Raw genomic sequence first — 17,616 nt, 5'->3', positions numbered from 1 at the left:
CGCTTACCGCTCATGGGCACCTCTCTTTAAGCCATCTTAAATGACTCTGAGATGTCTGTTAAATCCGTGGCGATTCAAAAAGCCGACCTCGCCAAAGCCCAACATGAATTCAGCAGACGAAGTAAACTGCCGCGCAATACGATTTCTGGCGAAGATCTGGATGTGGCTCGCCTGAATGCGGATGCGGCGCTGGCCAGCGTGAAAGCCGCGCAGGCACAGCGGGATCAGGCGCAGTGGAATGTGCAGCAAACCATCGTTACTGCCCCCACTGACGGTTGGATAAGTAATCTGACCCTGCGACCCGGCAACTACGCCAGCACGGGCACGCCGCTCTTTGCCCTTGTCGACAGCCATTCTTATTATGTCGTGGGCTATTTTGAAGAGACCAAGTTGCGCCATATTCATCCCGGCGCCGCTGCCCAGGTGGTCCTGTACAGCAGTGGTATGCAGTTGCCCGGCCAGGTCGAAAGCGTGGGACGGGCTATTTACGATCAAAGCCTGGAGGCGGATAACGGTTTACTGCCGGATATTAAACCTAACGTGCCCTGGGTGCGCCTGGCGCAGCGTGTCCCTGTTCGCATTCGCCTCACCGCACTTCCCGATCACGCGCGTTTAATCGCTGGCACGACCTGCACGATTACGATACAGCCATGAATCTCAATGGACTGGCCTGGGGAAACCTGCCCTGGGTGAAGGCGGATCGCAATCAATGGCGCTATGCCCTTCGTAATGCCAGTGCGATGTGTCTTGCCCTGAGCATTGCCTATGGCCTGAATCTGGATGAGCCTTACTGGGCCATGACCTCGGCAGCCGTTGTCAGCTTTCCGACCATCGGCGGTGTGATCAGTAAAAGTCTGGGTCGCATAGTGGGCAGTGTGTTGGGTGCGACGGCTGCCCTGTTGATTGCGGGCCATACGTTGAATGAGCCCTGGCTGTTCGCCTTTTATATTGCCGGCTGGCTGGCGCTGTGCACCTGGGTGGCAAACCACTACCAGAACAACGTGGCGTACGGTTTTTCGCTGGCAGGTTATACCGCGGCGATTATTGCCTTCAGCTGCGTCAATCTCACCGATATCGCCAGCCTGTGGGACATCGCGCAGGCTCGGGTGTGCGAAGTGATTTCCGGGCTGCTGTGCGCGGGCTTTATGATGATGCTCTTGCCCAGCACTTCTGACGGCGATGCGTTAATCAACGCGCTAAAACAGATGCACACTCGCCTGTTGGAGCACGCCACGCTGCTGCTGCAGGACACCCGCAATGACGGAATACGCACGGCGCATGAAGCGGTGATTGGGCAGATCCTCACCATGAATTTATTACGCATTCAGGCATTCTGGAGTCATTACCGCTTTCGCCGGCAAAATAACGTGCTGAATTACATCCTGCATCAACAGTTACGGTTGACCAGCGTACTGTCCAGCCTGCGTCGTATGCTGCTGAACTGGCCCGACGCGCCTGAGACCCTGTTTGTGGCGTTAGAGAGCCTCACACGTGAGCTGGCGAAACCAGACTGTAATAAGTACCGCCTGGCAGCACTGCTCCGCACCATTACGCCAGCCGGTGACGGCGACTATCGGCAGCGCGCTTTTTGTCAGCGGCTGCGCTATTTCTGCTGGATGTATCTCAACGTATTACGCTGGATACGGTTGCTGGAGCACGCCGATGGGGAGAGGCGCTTTCAGCCACCCGCCGTGTCGGCGCTCGCCAGTGAAAGCGACAGTGCGGAAGCGGGCTGGAGTGCACTGCGCACCTTTACTGTGGTGGTTGCGGGCTGCGCATTCTGGATGACGACGCAATGGTCCTCTGGCGCGTCGGCATTGACCTTTACGGCAATTGCCTGTGTGCTTTACGCCTCGGCGCCCTCGCCCACGGGCAGCATCACATTATTACTGAAAACGCTGCTGTGGCTGTTTGCGTTTAGCTTTGTTTTTAAATTCGGTCTTATGGTGCAGTTTGATCAGCTGTGGCAACTGCTGGCGATCTTATTTCCGCTGCTGTTGACTCTGCAACTGTTTCGGGTGCAACAGAAACAGCGGGCCGCCATGTGGGGCCAGTTTATTGTTTTCCTGGGATCATTTCTGGCCGTCACCAACCCACCCGACTGGGATTACCAAACGTTTTTTGACGGTAATATCGCCAAAGTGTGTGGCGTGCTGCTGGCCTGGCTGGCGTTTCAGATACTTCGGCCCAGTTCAGACAGCCGCCGTAGCCGACGCCATATTCAGTCTTTACGTATGGCGTTTCTGGATCAGCTTCGTCCCCGACCTCACCTGAGCGAAAACCGCTTCGAGTCACTGATCTATCATAAGATTGGTCAACTCAGCAGCAGTCGGGATGAAACGGCGCGCGTCTGGTTACTGCGCTGGGGCGTGGTCCTGCTCAACTGTTCACATCTCGTCTGGCAGCTGCGCGACTGGCAAACCGGGTCATCGAGACTGAATGCCTGCCGTGTGCGCGCGATGCAGGATCTGCAGCACGTGATGAGCCTTCGCGGTGTGCAGCACCGGCAACTGGATGCGGCGCTGGACGCGCTACAGACGATGATCGAGGAAACTCTGCGGGAAAATACCCGCGAAGCCGGCACGCTTGCGGGATTGCTGTGGCGATTACGCTGTTCGCTGGATCAGCTGAAGCAGGCGATTCCCGACTGATTACTGGCAATACTGCTGATGCTGCCGGTTAAAATCATCCTGCAGCTGCTGCACGGTTTTTTGTCCTTCAAACCGGGTTTTATCCGCCTCTGATACGGGCTCAATAACCAGTGCTTTTTCGTCAGGAGAGAAAATAAAGCGCCGCGAAATAAAGGTGCCGGTAAAGCTTTTCCCGGTGATCCCCCCACAAATCATCACCGCATTATGATGATAGATAGTGGTATCCGTGAAATTGGTCTCAGTGGCGCTACGCAGAACATTCTGGCAATGCGCTTCTTGAAGTTTTTGCATCACATCCCGACTCAACCGCTCACGCCCTCTCGCGATGTGTTCACACCGAATGCGCGCAGGGTTGGTATCAATGGTGCGCTGAAGTTCACGTCCGGTTTCGGTGACCAACTGCGTATCATTCGGTTTATCGCATCCTGCCAGCAGCAAGCACAGTAACCATGCGCCCTTCCATTTCATCTGTCCTGCTCCTCAGGTTGTCAGGCTTTATGACGGGAATCAGTATCATAGGGGGGAATAAGGCGATGATGCTACAACAAATGTTCAACAAGCGAAAAGCCTTACTGGCGGCCACCTGCGCCGCCAGACTGGCCCGTCAGATAACGCCGCAGGCAAACCGGGCACCGCCGCCGCCAAGCGGTTTCGGATGATCTGCATGATTATCGCCACCGACATGGATCATCAGCGCTTTGCCTTTCACCTCACTGAGGGTTTTGATGCGTGGTGCCAGCACGGGGTAGCTTGCCTTGCCCTGCTCATCGACATAGAGAGCAGGCAGATCGCCCAAATGCCCTTCACCGTAAGGCCCGAGGTGTTTACCGGTATTTTCCGGGTCCAGATGGCCCCCCGCAGCCCCTGCGGCTACCGTTTTCCCCTCTGACTCACCGGGTTCACAGCTGCCTTTGGCATGAACATGGAAGCCGTGAATGCCCGGTTTAAGCCCTGTCAGCATGGGCGTAAACGTTAAACCATACTTCGTTTCTTCGATCTTCACCGTCCCCACGGATTTGCCGATCCCCTGCGGCGACACGTCATGAATCGTCACCTCTTCACTCGCGGCCTGGGCGACGCCGCAGGTTAACAGTGTTAATAACGCGATGGCTTTACCTTTCATTGTGGCTCCTTTCTGCTTTGGGTTTCAGCTTAAGCCTGGCCCCGTCCTGCAAAGATTGCCGCAAATTGACGAATGTTTACGCTCAGGGTACGTCATAGCCCAGGGCAGCTTTACGGATGCGGAACCACTGCTGGCGACTGAGCGACAGATCGGCGGCACCTGCCGCTTCGGTGACGCGGTGTGCTTTGCCCGATCCAATAATAGGTAAAGGTTTGCTCGGTAAGCGCATAACCCACGCATACACCACCTGTTCCAGGCTGGATGCGCCTGTCTCCTCGCGGATTTGCGCCAGTTCGTCGCGCAAAGGCTGGAAATGGGGATCGCTAAACAGGCGGCCGCCGCCCAGACATGACCAGGCCATCGGGCGCAGGCGATGCTGCTGGCAGTGGTCCAGCGATCCATCCAGCAGGACGTTTTGCTGAACGGGAGAAATTTCAAGTTGGTTAGTCACCAGGCTAAAGGGCAGCCGCGACTGTAACAGCGCGAACTGTGCAGGCGTAAAATTGGATACACCGAAGTGCAGTACCTTGCCGGCCTGGCGCAGTTGCTGAAATGCCTCAGCGACCTCGTCGGCGTCCATGAGCGGATCGGGGCGATGAATCAGTAACAGATCGATATGGTCGGTGTTGAAATAGCGAAGTGAACGTTCGGCGCTGGCAAGAATGTGCGCGGTGTCCGTCACGTAATGACCAATCTGATGTTCTGGTTTAGCCCGGGTTGCAATGCCGCATTTGGTGACGATTTGCAGCTGATGGCGCAAAGCCGGCGCGCATTTTAACGCTTCGCCAAACGCCGCCTCACAGCGGTAGTCACCATAAATATCGGCATGATCGACCGTGGAAATCCCCAGTGAAAGATGGTGTTCAATAAATCCCACCAGCTGCTGAGGCGTCATGCCCCACTCCATCAGACGCCAATAGCCCATAATGAGCGGTGAAAATTCGGGTCCCTGCGGAGCAATGGCTTGCGGTTGTAACATGGTGTTCTCCCTGTGGCACAAAAAGCGGCTGGTTAGGGAGTATAACGGAAATCACGCAGGGGTCAGAACAAGGTAGGTTGCTGCGGTTCCTGAGGCTCGTCTTTATGCTGTTGCCGCAGCAGGCGCAGGCGGCGCTGGTGGCAGAGACGTAGCACCTCGCGCTTTTGGCTGTCGGTGTAGCGCATCCAGTTAAAACGCTCATCACGGCTGCGCAGGCACCCCACACAGTAGCCGCGTGTATCTGTCTGACAAATACTCCGGCATGGACTGGGCACCGGAAAAAACTCTAGCTGCTCTGCCACGACTGCTCCCACTCAAACGTTAATCCTTCTATTGAAGACAGACTGATGCATTTGTGCAAGAAATAATCACCGCACGCGCCATTTATTCACTTCCCGTCCGTGATGATTTAGCACTCTGTGCCTGCGACGCGATTAAGATTTGCATTAGACCGATTGGTCTACCAGGATAAAGCCCATGAATAAGATGCCACAACGTAATGAGACACGGGAACACTTGCTGGCTACAGGCGAATCGCTTTGCCTGCAGCGCGGGTTTACCGCCATGGGCCTGAACCAGTTGCTGACTCAGGCGGCTATCCCGAAGGGATCGTTTTATTACTATTTCCAGTCTAAAGAAGCCTTTGGCGTCGCCCTGCTGGAGCGCTACTTTATCCGCTACCTGCATGAGGTTGAGCAGCAACTGTCTCACCCCGTGGGTAAGGTCAGTGAACGATTGCTGGGCCATTTCAGGCATGCGCTTGAAGTCTTTGAACAACAGGGGCATATCGTCGGTTGTCTGAGTGTAAAACTGTCAGCCGAAGTGTGTGACCTGTCTGAGCCCATGCGCATGGCCCTGCAGCAAGGTGCCAGTCATGTTATTGCCGCGTATGCGCGTGCGCTCAAACTGGCACAGCAGGATGAAGGATTGCAATTGCCTCATCCACCCGAGCAACTGGCTGAACTGCTCTATGTGTTGTGGCTCGGCGCCAGTTTGCAGAGCAAGCTTTCCCGTAAAGCACAGCCCATGAGGCTTGCATTTATTACCCTCGAACAGTGGCTGAAAAATCCGCTGGTATAAAAAACCACAGTTTGTAGACGACCGGTCTACTTGAAAGGAGTTGTTATGGCGAGTACGCAGTTGTTTCGTCCGTTAAAAGTGGGCGCAATTACCGTTCCTAACCGTGTATTTATGGCACCACTGACGCGCTTACGCAGCATTGAGCCAGGAGATATCCCTACTCCGCTGATGGCTGAATACTACCGTCAACGCGCAGGTGCTGGCTTAATTATTACCGAAGCAACACAGATCTCTTTCCAGGCCAAAGGCTATGCGGGCGCACCAGGCTTGCACACGCAGCAGCAAATTGCCGCGTGGAAAGCCATCAATGAAGGTATCCATCAGGCAGGCGGACACAGTGCCGTGCAGCTGTGGCACACCGGCCGTATTTCGCATAACAGCGTGCAGCCAGAAGGCAAAGCACCGGTTGCGCCTTCGGCGATTCCGGCAGGCACCCGTACCTCACTGCGTGCTGAAGACGGCAGCGTTTATCGTGAAGATACGTCAACCCCGCGCGAACTGAGCATCAGCGAAATTCAGCAGATCGTGGCCGATTTCGGTCAGGCTGCCGCCAATGCCCGCGAAGCGGACTTTGACATGCTGGAGCTGCACTCAGCCCATGGCTATCTGATGCACCAGTTCCTGTCTCCGTCATCTAATCTGCGCACCGATGAATACGGCGGCAGCGTTGAAAAACGCGGACGTTTTGCGCTGGAAGTGGTTGATGCCGCGATTGCCAACTGGTCAGCAGACCGCGTAGGTATCCGCGTCTCCCCTGTCGGCAGCTTCCAGAATCTGGATAACGGCCCGAACGAAGAAGAAGATGCGCTGTGGTATATCGCTGAGCTGGCTAAACGCAACATCGCTTATCTGCACATGTCAGAACCTGACTGGGCAGGTGGTACACCTTACAGCGATGCGTTCCGTCAGAAAGTGCGTGACACCTTCCCTGGCGTGATCATTGGCGCAGGCGCTTATACTGTCGAAAAAGCCGATGACCTTATCAGCCGTGGCTTGATCGATGCCGTTGCCTTTGGTCGTGACTATATTGCGAACCCGGATCTGGCGCAGCGGTTACAAAAAGATGCCCCGCTCAATCCACAACGCCCAGAGTCATTCTACGGCGGCGGCGCAGAAGGCTATACTGATTATCCTGCCCTGTAACATGCAGGCAGCCGTGAGAGGTTCTCACGGCTGCGGTTATTCTTTCGCGGTTATCGTCGCTATACTTAGTAGTTGTGTCATCCGGGAATGACGTTTTTAAAAGAGGAAGCTATGCGTTTACTTCACACCATGCTGCGCGTTGGCGATTTGCAACGCTCCATTGATTTCTACACTCGTGTGCTGGGCATGCGCCTGCTGCGTCAAAGCGAAAATGCTGAATATAAATATACCCTGGCGTTTGTTGGCTACACCGAAGAGAGCGAAGGTGCCGTCATTGAGCTGACCTATAACTGGGGCGTTGACAGCTATGACCTTGGCAATGCCTATGGCCATATTGCACTGGGCGTTGACGATGTTGCCGCCACCTGCGAGCGCATCCGTAAAGACGGCGGTAACGTCACGCGTGAAGCCGGCCCGGTTAAAGGCGGCACCACAGTAATTGCCTTCGTTGAAGATCCAGATGGTTATAAAATCGAACTGATCGAAAATAAACATGCTGGACACGGCCTCAGAAGTTAAGCCGTACAATATCAGCCCGCGCCACGCGGGCTGATTCTCGTTTCCCCTCTCTCTACCTGCTGCAGACGGTGCGCTTTTTTGGCATACTACGCGTTGCCCTTTTTCTGCAATGAGATCCTGATGTCTGAATCGTCTTCCCCCAACGCACTTAATCAACGCTTTCGTGGTTTCTATCCCGTGGTTATCGATGTGGAAACGGCGGGCTTTAATGCGCAAACCGATGCGCTGCTGGAAGTCGCCGCCATTACGCTGAAAATGGATGACGAGGGTTGGCTTCATCACGACCAGACACTGCATTTTCACGTTGAACCTTTTGTTGGCTCCCTGCTGCATCCGGAAGCGCTCGCCTTTACGGGCATTGATCCCAGCAATCCATTGCGGGGTGCGGTAAGTGAATACGATGCGCTGCATGCCATTTTTAAGATGGTGCGCAAAGGCATTAAAGACAACGATTGCAACCGCGCGATTATGGTGGCGCACAATGCGACTTTTGATCTTAATTTTATTAATGCCGCGGCCGAGCGTGCCAGCCTGAAACGTAACCCGTTTCACCCTTTTGCCACCTTTGATACCGCGGCATTAAGCGGACTGGTGTTGGGTCAGACGGTACTGGCGAAAGCCTGTAAAGCAGCGGGAATGGAATTTGACAGCAGTCAGGCGCACTCTGCCCTTTATGATACGCAGCAAACGGCTACGCTGTTTTGCGAACTGGTAAACCGTTGGAAGCGCTTGGGTGGCTGGCCATTGGCCATCGCTGAAGAGGCAACGGAAGGGAAAGAGACGGCGGAGTAAAATCCAGTCAAAAGAAAAGGCCGACGATGTCGGCCTTTTTTGTTATTCCGCTTCTTTAAACTTCTCAGCGGTTTCTTTCACCAGCGGCTGCAGTTCGCCGCGCTGGAACATCTCAACAATAATGTCGCAGCCGCCGACCAGTTCACCATCCACCCACAACTGCGGAAAGGTTGGCCAGTTGGCAAATTTTGGCAGCTCTGCGCGAATATCCGGGTTCTGCAGAATATCCACGTAAGCAAAGCGCTCACCACAGGCAGACAGCGCCTGAACCGCCTGAGCAGAGAAACCGCAGCTTGGCAGTTTCGGCGAACCTTTCATGTACAGCAGGATCGGGTTTTCTGCGATCTGGCGCTGAATTTTTTCTACAGTACTCATTATTGCCTTCCTTAATTCGTCACTTCGTGTTTCTTTATTGTAGCGACTTCCCTCCAGGACTGAAAACGAGATTTTGTGCCGGCCAGGGGTAAATCGCCATGTTTGTTAAGTCTGCTGGGGGTTTACTTCCGGGACAAGAATGATAGCCGGAATGAACTCATTAATAATTTGCAATAATTTTGCTGACTTAAGCTACTGAAATTGCTTATTTATGCCTGATTTTTACCCAAGTCATTAATTAATAAAAAAAGGACTTACTGTTTTAAAAAAAACTGGACTAGAATGTCCTCGGCACTGATCCTTGATCAGATTTTTCTTACCCTTGTCAGACACCTGTTGGATCTGACAGCTTAACCAGTAAACGGACTATGCGTTCAATTATTACGCTTCTTATTCTGGCTTTTGCGCAACTGTTCTTTAATGTCGCCGCGGCATCACCGCAGGCGCCGGTTAAGGCCAGCTTGCATAAGGTAGAGAAAAAAAGTGCGCGCGAAGATGAGCGGCGCAAACGACGCACGGTTAAAGCCTCGGCGAAAAAGAGCCGTCCCTCTACAGTGCAAAAAGCCAGTAAAACACTTAAAACCAGTAAAAATGCCACTCACACGGTTCCCTCTCATAAAACCCTCACCAAAACAGCGAGTTCACGTAAGGCGCTAACGAAGAAAGTCGCGGCCAACGCCACCAGTAAAAAACGTTACGGTCATCAACGTGCGGTGAAAGTGGCCAGTGCCGACAGCAAAGAAACCGGCACCATCAAAATGAGCAGTGCACACCGCCAGCGTTATCAAAAAGCGCGTGAAACCGCGATGGCGAAGCTGATGGGCCAACTGGGTAAGCGCTATCAGTGGGGCGGTAAATCACCCCATACCGGTTTTGATTGCAGCGGCCTGGTCTGGTACGCGTACAAAGATGTCGTGAAGTTTAAAATCCCACGTACCGCTAACGAAATGTACCATCTGCGTGATGCTGCGCCGGTGAATCGTGAAGCGCTGGAGAAAGGCGATCTGGTGTTCTTCCGCATTAATGGACGAGGCACCGCCGATCACGTTGGGGTTTACCTGGGCAACGGTAAATTTATTCAGTCACCGCGTACCGGTAAAGATATTCAAATCAGTGCGTTAAGCGAAGATTATTGGCAGCGCCACTACATTGGTGCGCGTCGGGTTATGACGCCAAAAACCGTTCGCTAAACGTCATTATTTAAAAAGCCGGGAAAGGGAAACCTTCCCGGCTTTTTTATTAGTTCAGAATAGCGGTAAAGCTAAACGCGATAATCATCAACAGTGCTGCTGCCGTTGTCATTAATGACAGTTTCAAATCGGTACTCATCACAACTCCTTAGCCATGCTTTTTGTAGGGTTAAGGGATTTTCCCATACGCGCGGGTAAAAATCTCGTTTTATCCGTGCAGCCTTGTTAGAATCCCCCCTTTGTTGCGCAACAGCGCGCAACATCGGTTGCACCAGCACTTTTTTCAGACGTTATTTCCTGCCCCGATATCCCATTACCGGCTAGAAAAACGCTTTTTTTGCAGAAATAACCGTCCGCTGACGCAAACGTTTAACAACATGCTTATCAACATGTTAGGTAAGCCCGGGAGTTTGATTTTCATGGCAACAATTAAAGATGTGGCGAAACGCGCAGGTGTATCCACCACAACCGTTTCTCACGTGATTAATAAAACCCGCTTTGTTGCGGAAAATACTCGCGAAGCAGTATGGGAAGCGATTCGGGAATTACATTATTCGCCAAGCGCCGTGGCACGCAGCCTGAAGGTGAATCACACCAAAACGCTGGGCTTGTTAGCGACGTCCAGCGAAGCGCCCTACTTCGCCGAAATTATCGAAGCCGTTGAGAATCACTGCTTTGAAAAAGGCTATACCCTGATTCTGGGTAACGCGCATAACGACCTGCAAAAACAGCGCGCCTATCTGTCGATGATGGCGCAAAAACGCGTTGATGGGCTGCTGGTGATGTGTTCGGAGTATCCGGATGATTTGCTGCAAATGCTGGAAGCCAACCGCAATATTCCTATGGTGGTCATGGACTGGGGCGAATCACGTGCCGACTTTACCGATACCGTACTGGATAACGCTTTTCAGGGCGGCTACCTGGCCGGTCGCTATTTGATTGAGCGCGGGCATCGTGACATTGGCGCGATTCCGGGGCAGATGGAGCGTAATACCGGCGGCGGTCGTCATGCGGGTTTCCTTAAGGCGCTGGAAGAAGCTGGTATTCAGCCCCGTTCAGAATGGATTGTGCAGGGTGACTTTGAACCAGAATCCGGTTATCAGGCTATGCAGCAAATCCTGTCACAAAAACAACGGCCCAGTGCCGTCTTCTGCGGAGGCGATATTATGGCCATGGGCGCTATCTGTGCGGCAGATGAAATGGGCCTGCGCGTTCCCCAGGATATTTCGGTGATTGGTTACGACAACGTGCGCAATGCGCGCTACTTCACGCCCGCACTGACAACCGTACATCAGCCCAAAGCGCAGTTAGGCGAGAAAGCGCTGGAGATGCTGCTGGACCGCATCACCAGCAAGCGCGAAGAGTCACAAACTATCGAAGTCCACCCGACGCTGATTGAGCGACGCTCTGTGGGCTATGGCCCTTACCGCGATTACCGTCGTTAATCCTCGCTTAACCACTCCTGATTTAGCGTTTGCGCATCACCCAGGTAATTGAGAAGCCAGCCCAATGCCGGTGATGCGCGATCTTCCGCCCAGCTGACGCAGCAAGGGCTTTCAGGAAAAGCCTGAGGCAAGGCAAGTTCGCTCACCTCGCCGCTATCCAGCAGCGGACGGGCTAAATGCCCGGGCACCATCGCCACGCAGAGTCCGGCACGGACGCAGTCCAGCCCGGTCTGCCATTCAGGCACCACCAGCCGACGTTGATTATCCAGCGCCCAGGTCATGCGTCGCGGTAAAGCACGCGAGGTGTCTTCCAGCACCAGCGACGGCCAGTTGCGCAACGCATCATCATCCAGTCTGCTCACCTGAGTTAACGGATGCTGTCGCGCGACAATACAGCGCCAGTTCAGGGTGCCCATATCGCGAAACGCAAACCGACCACCCACAGGAATAGCCTGCGTTGCCCCTATCGCCACATCGACCCGTCCGTCTGCCAACGCATCCCAGACACCGTTAAACACTTCATAACTGATGTGCAGCTCCATATCGGGAAAGTGGCGATAGAAATCCCTGACAAATTGCCGGGTCCGCTGCGGTTTGACAATACAATCCACGGCTATGCCTATCTGACCGCGCCAGCCATTGGCTAACTGCTGGCACTGCCGCCGGGTGGCATCCATTTTTTTGATGACGCTGCGCCCTTCGCGCACAAAATGTTCTCCCGCAGGGGTTAAAACCACCTCACGGTGCTGACGTTCAAACAGCGGCACGGCCAGCCAGGTTTCAAGCTGACGGACGGTATAGCTGATAGCAGAAGGCACACGGTGCAACTCCTGTGCGGCGGCACTGAAACTGCCACCGCGCGCGACGGCATCGACCACTTCAAGCGCATATTCAGACCACATATTCTGCCTTCAAATTTTTTAACAGCAACAGGCAAATTTTACCGTTTCACAGCATGAAGTACAGCTTTTACACTCCCCCGCGTTTATCCTGCAAAAAAGAGAATCAGATGTCAGCTTCAAAAGGATTCATTCCCTATCTTGCCGTGCTCAGTATGCTGGGCTTTCTGGCGACCGACATGTATCTGCCTGCCTTCGGGGCTATGCAGCAAAGTTTCAACACTTCTGCGGGTATGATCAGCGCCAGCATGAGCCTGTTTCTGGCGGGTTTTGCCTGCGGTCAACTGGTATGGGGACCACTGTCTGACCGTATTGGACGTAAGCCGGTATTGCTTGCCGGTCTGAGCTTGTTTGCCCTGGGTTGCGCAGGGATGCTGTGGGTGGAGGATGTGGTGCTGATGCTGGTGCTGCGCTTTATCCAGGCCATTGGCGTCTGCGCGGCCGCCGTCAGTTGGCAGGCACTGGTGGTCGATCGCTATCCTCCGTCCCGTGCCAATAAAGTCTTTGCCACCATTATGCCGCTGGTCGCGCTGTCTCCAGCGTTGGCCCCTTTGCTGGGTGCCTGGCTGATTGGTCATTTTCACTGGCGTTCGATTTTCGTTGTGCTGACCTTTATCGCGGCAGCCCTGATTGTGATTACGCTGCGCCTGCCTTCGGTGCAAAAAACAAGCCGTGCAACACCCTCACAGCCCGGGTTTATCACGCTGCTGCGTTCACGCGCCTATAGCGGCAACGTGCTGATCTATTCTGCCTGTTCCGCCAGTTTTTTTGCCTGGCTGACCGGATCGCCGTTTATCCTGGCGGATATTGGCCTGTCGCCCGCCGATATTGGCTTAAGTTACATCCCGCAGACGATTGCCTTTTTAATCGGTGGTTTTGGCTGCCGCGCGCTGCTTAACCGTTTTAATGGCGCTCAGCTACTGCCGTGGCTGCTGCTCGTCTACAGCCTGAGCGTGCTGGCGCTGTTCGCCGTCGCACTCTCAGGCAGCGTTTCGCTGGCCGCTTTGCTGGTGCCGTTTTGCGGCATGGCACTGGCTAATGGCGCGATTTATCCCATCGTGGTGTCGAGTGCCCTTCTCCCGTTCCCGCATGCCACTGGCAAAGCCGCCGCCCTGCAAAACACATTGCAGCTTGGCCTGTGTTTTGTCGCCAGCCTGGCCGTATCGGCGGGACTGAGCCACGCGCTGTTGACCACCACGCTCATTATGGCGATAACGATTATACTGGCGCTGATGGGCTATCAGTTCCAGCGCCGCGTCTGCGCACAAACTGATATTGCCTCCGCGGCGCATCCCTGCCAGGATAATCACTGAGGCAACGACTTTCTGTCGTCGCAGTGATCAACACGTGATGGGCCCGCCAGCGCCTCCTGTGCCGGGCCCTGACTCGCAGTATCATCATAATAAATAGTGAATCGCAGCGTCGTTGCTGTGACGGTGTCGGTGTGGGCAATGCCCTCTGCGGACATCGGCTTGATGTCATTTCTCTGTACTCTTTTGTTGTCTGGCGCAAGGCGTCATCTGTGACTTTTCTCATAACCCTGAGAAACGGCTCCTGCTTTTCCTCAGGTTCTGACAGTTCTGGTGATGGAGTGGCTATGAGTTCATCATGTGTAGCAGAAGTGGATATTGAACGAAACCATTGGTACCGCATCGTTCATGAGTTACTGCAAAAAGCAGATATCGACATTAACGGTTCTCGTCCGTGGGATATTCAGGTTAAACATCCCGATTTTTTCAAACGCGTCCTGCAAAAAGGCTCTCTCGGGCTGGGCGAGAGTTATATGGATGGCTGGTGGGAGTGCGAACGGCTGGATATGTTTTTTCATCGGGCGCTGAAACATAAACTGGATGAACAGCTCCCCCATCACATCCAGGATATCGCCCGCATTGCGCTGGCGCGTCTGATTAACCTGCAGTCAAAAAAACGTGCCTGGCAGGTGGGCAAAGCCCACTATGACCTTGGTAACGATCTTTTTACCCTGATGCTCGATCCCTACATGCAATATTCCTGCGGCTACTGGAAAGACGCCACCACGCTTGAAGCGGCGCAGGAAGCAAAACTGGATATGATTTGCCGCAAGCTGGCGTTGAAACCCGGTATGACGCTGCTGGATATTGGCTGTGGCTGGGGCGGTCTGGCGGCCTTTGCGGCGAAGAATTATGGTGTCAGCGTACAGGGCGTGACCATTTCTGCAGAGCAGCAAAAGCTGGCGCAACAGCGCTGTGAAGGGTTGGATGTTACCATCCTGCTGCAGGATTATCGGGATTTAAATCAACAGTTTGACCGCATCGTGTCGGTGGGCATGTTCGAACATGTCGGCCCGAAAAATTATCCCACCTATTTTGCAACGGTCGATCGCAACCTTAAACCTGACGGCATCTTCCTGCTGCACACGATTGGCGCGATCAAAACCGATATGCATGTTGACCCGTGGATCGGGAAGTATATTTTCCCTAACGGCTGCCTGCCTTCTTTGCGCCATATCGCCGACGTCAGCGAACCGCATTTTATCATGGAAGACTGGCATAACTTTGGCGTCGACTACGACACAACCCTGATGGCCTGGCATGAACGTTTCCAGCGCGCCTGGCCAGCGCTGGCTGAACGCTATGAAGAACGTTTCCGGCGGATGTTCTCGTATTACCTGAACGCCTGCGCGGGGGCGTTTCGCGCGCGTGAGATTCAGCTCTGGCAGATCGTGTTTAGTCGTGGCGTCGAAGGCGGATTGCGTGTTGCCCGCTAGGACCGATAAAGGCGGACTGCGGCGAATGCGGTGAGGTTGTGGGCAAGTGCCGCGAGCGGCCCGGTCATACCTGTTGATCGGTTTACCGGGTGCCTCGTCCATCGCGTTCAGGACGACGGCGACGACAAACCGCTGCCGGGCGGCGGTAAAGTTTCCGTCTCCCGGCACCGCCTTATGGTTGGCTCATCCATAAGTTAGCCGTCCCGAAAGACGGCTTTTGACAGTTCATCATCGGGTCACTGGCCGTATGTCGCAAACGGCTTAGCGGCTGCTATTCATCCCGTTCCTCGTCGGGCTGATCGGCCTGATCGGCCAGCGCCTTCACTGCGGCGTTTTCACGCTGCGCCAGAACACGTTCAACCGTATCGACTATCGCCTGGGTATGAGGATCGATTTCGATATTGACCCGGTCGCCGAAGGTTTTGGCACCCAGCGTTGTTCTCTCCAGTGTCTCGGGGATCAAATGAACGCAGAATTTGGTTTTCGTCACATCACCCACGGTCAGGCTGATGCCATCAATGCCCACAAATCCCTTGTGCAGGATGTACTTCATCTGCGCGGCATCCTGGATTTTAAACCAGATTTCACGGTTGTTTTCAGAACGGATAATTTTGCAGATTTCGGCCGTGGTCATGATATGACCGGACATCAGGTGTCCCCCGATTTCATCGCTAAATTTAGCCGCACGCTCGATATTCACCACATCGCCCTGACTCAGGTCGCCAAGATTGGTCACGCGCAATGTTTCTTTAATCAGATCAAAACTAACCCGATCGCCATTAATGTCGGTTACGGTCAGACAGCAGCCGTTATGGGCGACGGATGCGCCCAACGCTAAGCCCGGCAGCAGTTCGGCGGGAAGTCTCACAACGTGAGTACGGAACAGACCTTTATCTTCAATGGACACGATTTCTGCGGTGCCCTGCACAATACCGGTAAACATAGTCTTTGCCTCTGCGAAGTTTGTGTCAGTTTACCACAGCCCTGCTTAAGTGTTAGGTTTCAACGGCCTGAGTAGCAGGCCGCAAAGGATGAAACCGCATTGCGTGACAAAGATTGGAGAAATCAGTCGCGCCAGTTACACTAGGGCTTGCTTCCGCTGAAGCATTCCTCATTTCTTTATTAATCAGACAAGTCAGGTGTTTACGTGCAGAAGTATTTAACAGAAGCGCGTCAATTGCTGGCCCTCGCGATCCCCGTTATCCTGGCTCAGGTGGCGCAAACCGCGATGGGATTTGTAGATACCATTATGGCCGGCGCAGTCAGCGCCACGGATATGGCCGCCGTCGCTGTTGGCACGTCCATTTGGCTTCCCGCCATCCTGTTTGGTCATGGTGTTTTACTGGCATTGACGCCCACCATTGCGCAACTCAATGGTTCAGGTCGCCGCGAGCGAATCGCTGAACAGCTTCGTCAGGGCTTTTGGCTGGCGTTTTTCCTCTCGCTGCTCATCATGCTGGTGCTGTGGAACGCCGGGTATTTTATCCGCTCCATGCATGACATCGATCCGCTACTGGCGGAGAAAGCCGAAGGCTATCTGCATGCCCTGCTGTTTGGTGCGCCGGGTTACCTGTTTTTCCAGGTCATGCGTAACCAGTGCGAAGGACTATCCAAAACCAAACCCGCTATGGTGCTGGGTTTTCTTGGGCTGATGCTGAATATCCCGCTGAACTATATCTTTATCTACGGTCACTTCGGCATGCCGGCACTGGGCGGCGTGGGCTGTGGCGTAGCAACCGCTTCGGTCTACTGGGCGATGTTTTTCTGTATGCGCTTTTGGGTACGGCGGATGCGCAGCATGCGGGACATCCGCGTGGAGAGCCGCTGGTCGGCACCCTCACGCGCTATCCTGCAACGTCTTACAGGATTAGGTTTGCCGGTCGCCCTGGCACTGTTTTTTGAAGTGACCCTGTTTGCTGTGGTAGCGTTGCTAGTGTCGCCGCTGGGCATTGTGAACGTTGCCGGGCACCAGATTGCCCTGAACTTTAGCTCGCTGATGTTCGTGCTGCCGCTGTCGTTGGGCGTGGCGGCCACCATTCGCGTGGGTTATCGTCTTGGGCAGGGTTCGACAGAGCAGGCGCGCGTGGCGGCCTGGACCGCGCAAGGCGTCGGTGTCGGCATGGCAGTAATCACGGCGATCTTTACCGTAACGTTTCGCCATCAAATCGCCCTGCTTTACAACGACAATCCCGCCGTGGTGATGCTGGCTGCGCAACTCATGCTGCTGGCGGCCATTTATCAGATTTCAGATTCTATTCAGGTCATTGGCAGCGGGATTTTACGTGGCTATAAAGATACCCGTTCGATTTTCTTTATCACCTTTATTGCCTACTGGCTGCTGGGTCTGCCGTCGGGTTACATCCTGGCGTTGACCGACTGGGTTGTCCCGCGCATGGGGCCGGCGGGGTTCTGGTGCGGGTTTATCGTTGGCCTGACCTCGGCCGCCGTGATGATGCTGTGGCGGGTACGACGTTTACAGCAATTACCTGCGGCGTTGATCCTGACACGCGCGTCTCGCTAACTGACTGAACGGGCCGGAAAAGGCCCGTTACGTTCAAAAAAACGGCGCATCGTGCAGATGATGTTCATTCATTGGCAAATTTGTATTTTTCTCCTTGCCAGCCTCTTACGCTGCCGTTAATATTCGTCCCCGCTGTCGCCCTGACAGCATGTT

18 protein-coding genes and 1 pseudogene are annotated in these 17,616 nt (G+C 54.2%); 11 read left to right on the top strand and 8 right to left on the bottom strand.

Translation table 11 applies throughout. The annotated features are described in order from the left end of the window. Positions 1–78: 78 nt before the first annotated feature. A pseudogene (locus NR177_RS19710) lies at positions 79–654 on the top strand (HlyD family efflux transporter periplasmic adaptor subunit); the annotation flags it as partial. Beyond that, entirely contained in the window at positions 651–2,651 is a 2,001-nt protein-coding gene (locus tag NR177_RS19705; protein ID WP_256853453.1) for an FUSC family protein, read from the top strand. The pseudogene NR177_RS19710 and the gene NR177_RS19705, both read left to right, overlap by 4 nt. Here NR177_RS19705 and NR177_RS19700 read toward each other — a convergent pair whose 3' ends face one another. From NR177_RS19700 to NR177_RS19685, 4 genes are all read right to left on the bottom strand, one after another. Next, positions 2,652–3,119, bottom strand: a complete 468-nt coding sequence (locus NR177_RS19700; RefSeq protein ID WP_256853452.1) for a hypothetical protein — start codon at positions 3,117–3,119, stop codon at positions 2,652–2,654. Between the two features lie 136 nt (positions 3,120–3,255). Next, the gene (gene sodC, locus NR177_RS19695) at positions 3,256–3,774 is read right to left on the bottom strand and encodes a superoxide dismutase family protein (RefSeq protein ID WP_063879404.1); all 519 of its coding nucleotides are present in this window, start codon (positions 3,772–3,774) and stop codon (positions 3,256–3,258) included. A gap of 82 nt (positions 3,775–3,856) precedes the next feature. Continuing rightward, complete coding sequence (locus NR177_RS19690) at positions 3,857–4,753, bottom strand: aldo/keto reductase family oxidoreductase (protein WP_256853451.1); 897 nt, start codon at positions 4,751–4,753, stop codon at positions 3,857–3,859. Positions 4,754–4,815: 62 nt separating this feature from the next. Then, entirely contained in the window at positions 4,816–5,055 is a 240-nt protein-coding gene (locus tag NR177_RS19685; protein ID WP_096012659.1) for a DUF1289 domain-containing protein, read from the bottom strand. Between the two features lie 175 nt (positions 5,056–5,230). On the opposite strand from NR177_RS19685, the gene NR177_RS19680 reads away from it, so the two are divergent. The 4 genes from NR177_RS19680 to rnt all read left to right on the top strand — a co-directional run bounded on the left by NR177_RS19680 (position 5,231) and on the right by rnt (position 8,287). Next, complete coding sequence (locus NR177_RS19680) at positions 5,231–5,833, top strand: TetR/AcrR family transcriptional regulator (protein ID WP_145393318.1); 603 nt, start codon at positions 5,231–5,233, stop codon at positions 5,831–5,833. Between the two features lie 45 nt (positions 5,834–5,878). Beyond that, a complete protein-coding gene (locus tag NR177_RS19675) occupies positions 5,879–6,976 on the top strand; it encodes an alkene reductase (protein ID WP_063879401.1) in 1,098 nt (365 codons plus the stop codon). 111 nt (positions 6,977–7,087) lie between these two features. After that, positions 7,088–7,495, top strand: a complete 408-nt coding sequence (gloA, locus tag NR177_RS19670) for a lactoylglutathione lyase (protein ID WP_063879400.1) — start codon at positions 7,088–7,090, stop codon at positions 7,493–7,495. A gap of 120 nt (positions 7,496–7,615) precedes the next feature. Continuing rightward, positions 7,616–8,287 carry a ribonuclease T gene (rnt, locus tag NR177_RS19665; protein WP_096012656.1) on the top strand — a complete coding sequence of 224 codons (672 nt, stop codon included), beginning with the start codon at positions 7,616–7,618 and terminating at the stop codon, positions 8,285–8,287. 42 nt (positions 8,288–8,329) lie between these two features. On the opposite strand, the gene NR177_RS19660 is transcribed toward rnt, so the two are convergent. Further along, a complete protein-coding gene (locus NR177_RS19660; RefSeq protein ID WP_172823923.1) occupies positions 8,330–8,665 on the bottom strand; it encodes a Grx4 family monothiol glutaredoxin in 336 nt (111 codons plus the stop codon). Positions 8,666–9,030: 365 nt separating this feature from the next. On the opposite strand from NR177_RS19660, the gene NR177_RS19655 reads away from it, so the two are divergent. Then, positions 9,031–9,852, top strand: coding sequence for a C40 family peptidase (locus NR177_RS19655; RefSeq protein ID WP_063879397.1), 822 nt, complete (start codon positions 9,031–9,033; stop codon positions 9,850–9,852). 49 nt (positions 9,853–9,901) lie between these two features. Here NR177_RS19655 and NR177_RS19650 read toward each other — a convergent pair whose 3' ends face one another. Then, the gene (locus NR177_RS19650; RefSeq protein ID WP_019105306.1) at positions 9,902–9,991 is read right to left on the bottom strand and encodes a YnhF family membrane protein; all 90 of its coding nucleotides are present in this window, start codon (positions 9,989–9,991) and stop codon (positions 9,902–9,904) included. Positions 9,992–10,271: 280 nt separating this feature from the next. Between NR177_RS19650 and purR the strand changes: the two genes are divergently transcribed. Next, positions 10,272–11,297, top strand: coding sequence for an HTH-type transcriptional repressor PurR (gene purR / locus NR177_RS19645; protein WP_063881167.1), 1,026 nt, complete (start codon positions 10,272–10,274; stop codon positions 11,295–11,297). Here the strand turns inward: purR and punR are convergent. After that, positions 11,294–12,199 (bottom strand): DNA-binding transcriptional activator PunR, encoded by a 906-nt coding sequence (gene punR, locus NR177_RS19640; protein WP_063879396.1) that lies wholly within the window; start codon positions 12,197–12,199, stop codon positions 11,294–11,296. The genes purR and punR overlap by 4 nt on opposite strands. 107 nt (positions 12,200–12,306) lie before the next feature. Here punR and punC point away from each other — a divergent pair, with 107 nt between their 5' ends. Both punC and cfa read left to right on the top strand, forming a co-directional pair. After that, the gene (punC, locus tag NR177_RS19635) at positions 12,307–13,509 is read left to right on the top strand and encodes a purine nucleoside transporter PunC (RefSeq protein ID WP_218994612.1); all 1,203 of its coding nucleotides are present in this window, start codon (positions 12,307–12,309) and stop codon (positions 13,507–13,509) included. 284 nt (positions 13,510–13,793) lie between these two features. Beyond that, entirely contained in the window at positions 13,794–14,942 is a 1,149-nt protein-coding gene (cfa, locus tag NR177_RS19630; RefSeq protein ID WP_063879395.1) for a cyclopropane fatty acyl phospholipid synthase, read from the top strand. 271 nt (positions 14,943–15,213) lie between these two features. On the opposite strand, the gene NR177_RS19625 is transcribed toward cfa, so the two are convergent. Continuing rightward, the gene (locus tag NR177_RS19625; protein WP_063879394.1) at positions 15,214–15,885 is read right to left on the bottom strand and encodes a riboflavin synthase; all 672 of its coding nucleotides are present in this window, start codon (positions 15,883–15,885) and stop codon (positions 15,214–15,216) included. Positions 15,886–16,089: 204 nt separating this feature from the next. On the opposite strand from NR177_RS19625, the gene NR177_RS19620 reads away from it, so the two are divergent. Then, positions 16,090–17,463: an MATE family efflux transporter gene (locus NR177_RS19620; protein WP_256853450.1), complete on the top strand. Its 1,374-nt coding sequence runs from the start codon at positions 16,090–16,092 to the stop codon at positions 17,461–17,463. The last annotated feature ends 153 nt before the right edge of the window (positions 17,464–17,616 follow it).

It is taken from the genome of Pantoea sp. Fr+CA_20 (genome assembly GCF_024520835.1).
GTDB lineage: Bacteria > Pseudomonadota > Gammaproteobacteria > Enterobacterales > Enterobacteriaceae > Pantoea > Pantoea allii.
This window is presented reverse-complemented; position numbering and strand designations above follow the sequence as displayed.

What these genes read in the sequence shown, in the direction of transcription:
- NR177_RS19705 (WP_256853453.1), top strand. Translation starts at nt 651, where the DNA reads ATGAATCTCAATGGACTGGCCTGGGGAAACCTGCCCTGGGTGAAGGCG.
- NR177_RS19700 (WP_256853452.1), bottom strand. Translation starts at nt 3,119, where the DNA reads ATGAAATGGAAGGGCGCATGGTTACTGTGCTTGCTGCTGGCAGGATGC.
- sodC (WP_063879404.1), bottom strand. Translation starts at nt 3,774, where the DNA reads ATGAAAGGTAAAGCCATCGCGTTATTAACACTGTTAACCTGCGGCGTC.
- NR177_RS19690 (WP_256853451.1), bottom strand. Translation starts at nt 4,753, where the DNA reads ATGTTACAACCGCAAGCCATTGCTCCGCAGGGACCCGAATTTTCACCG.
- NR177_RS19680 (WP_145393318.1), top strand. Translation starts at nt 5,231, where the DNA reads ATGAATAAGATGCCACAACGTAATGAGACACGGGAACACTTGCTGGCT.
- NR177_RS19675 (WP_063879401.1), top strand. Translation starts at nt 5,879, where the DNA reads ATGGCGAGTACGCAGTTGTTTCGTCCGTTAAAAGTGGGCGCAATTACC.
- gloA (WP_063879400.1), top strand. Translation starts at nt 7,088, where the DNA reads ATGCGTTTACTTCACACCATGCTGCGCGTTGGCGATTTGCAACGCTCC.
- rnt (WP_096012656.1), top strand. Translation starts at nt 7,616, where the DNA reads ATGTCTGAATCGTCTTCCCCCAACGCACTTAATCAACGCTTTCGTGGT.
- NR177_RS19655 (WP_063879397.1), top strand. Translation starts at nt 9,031, where the DNA reads ATGCGTTCAATTATTACGCTTCTTATTCTGGCTTTTGCGCAACTGTTC.
- NR177_RS19650 (WP_019105306.1), bottom strand. Translation starts at nt 9,991, where the DNA reads ATGAGTACCGATTTGAAACTGTCATTAATGACAACGGCAGCAGCACTG.
- purR (WP_063881167.1), top strand. Translation starts at nt 10,272, where the DNA reads ATGGCAACAATTAAAGATGTGGCGAAACGCGCAGGTGTATCCACCACA.
- punR (WP_063879396.1), bottom strand. Translation starts at nt 12,199, where the DNA reads ATGTGGTCTGAATATGCGCTTGAAGTGGTCGATGCCGTCGCGCGCGGT.
- punC (WP_218994612.1), top strand. Translation starts at nt 12,307, where the DNA reads ATGTCAGCTTCAAAAGGATTCATTCCCTATCTTGCCGTGCTCAGTATG.
- cfa (WP_063879395.1), top strand. Translation starts at nt 13,794, where the DNA reads ATGAGTTCATCATGTGTAGCAGAAGTGGATATTGAACGAAACCATTGG.
- NR177_RS19625 (WP_063879394.1), bottom strand. Translation starts at nt 15,885, where the DNA reads ATGTTTACCGGTATTGTGCAGGGCACCGCAGAAATCGTGTCCATTGAA.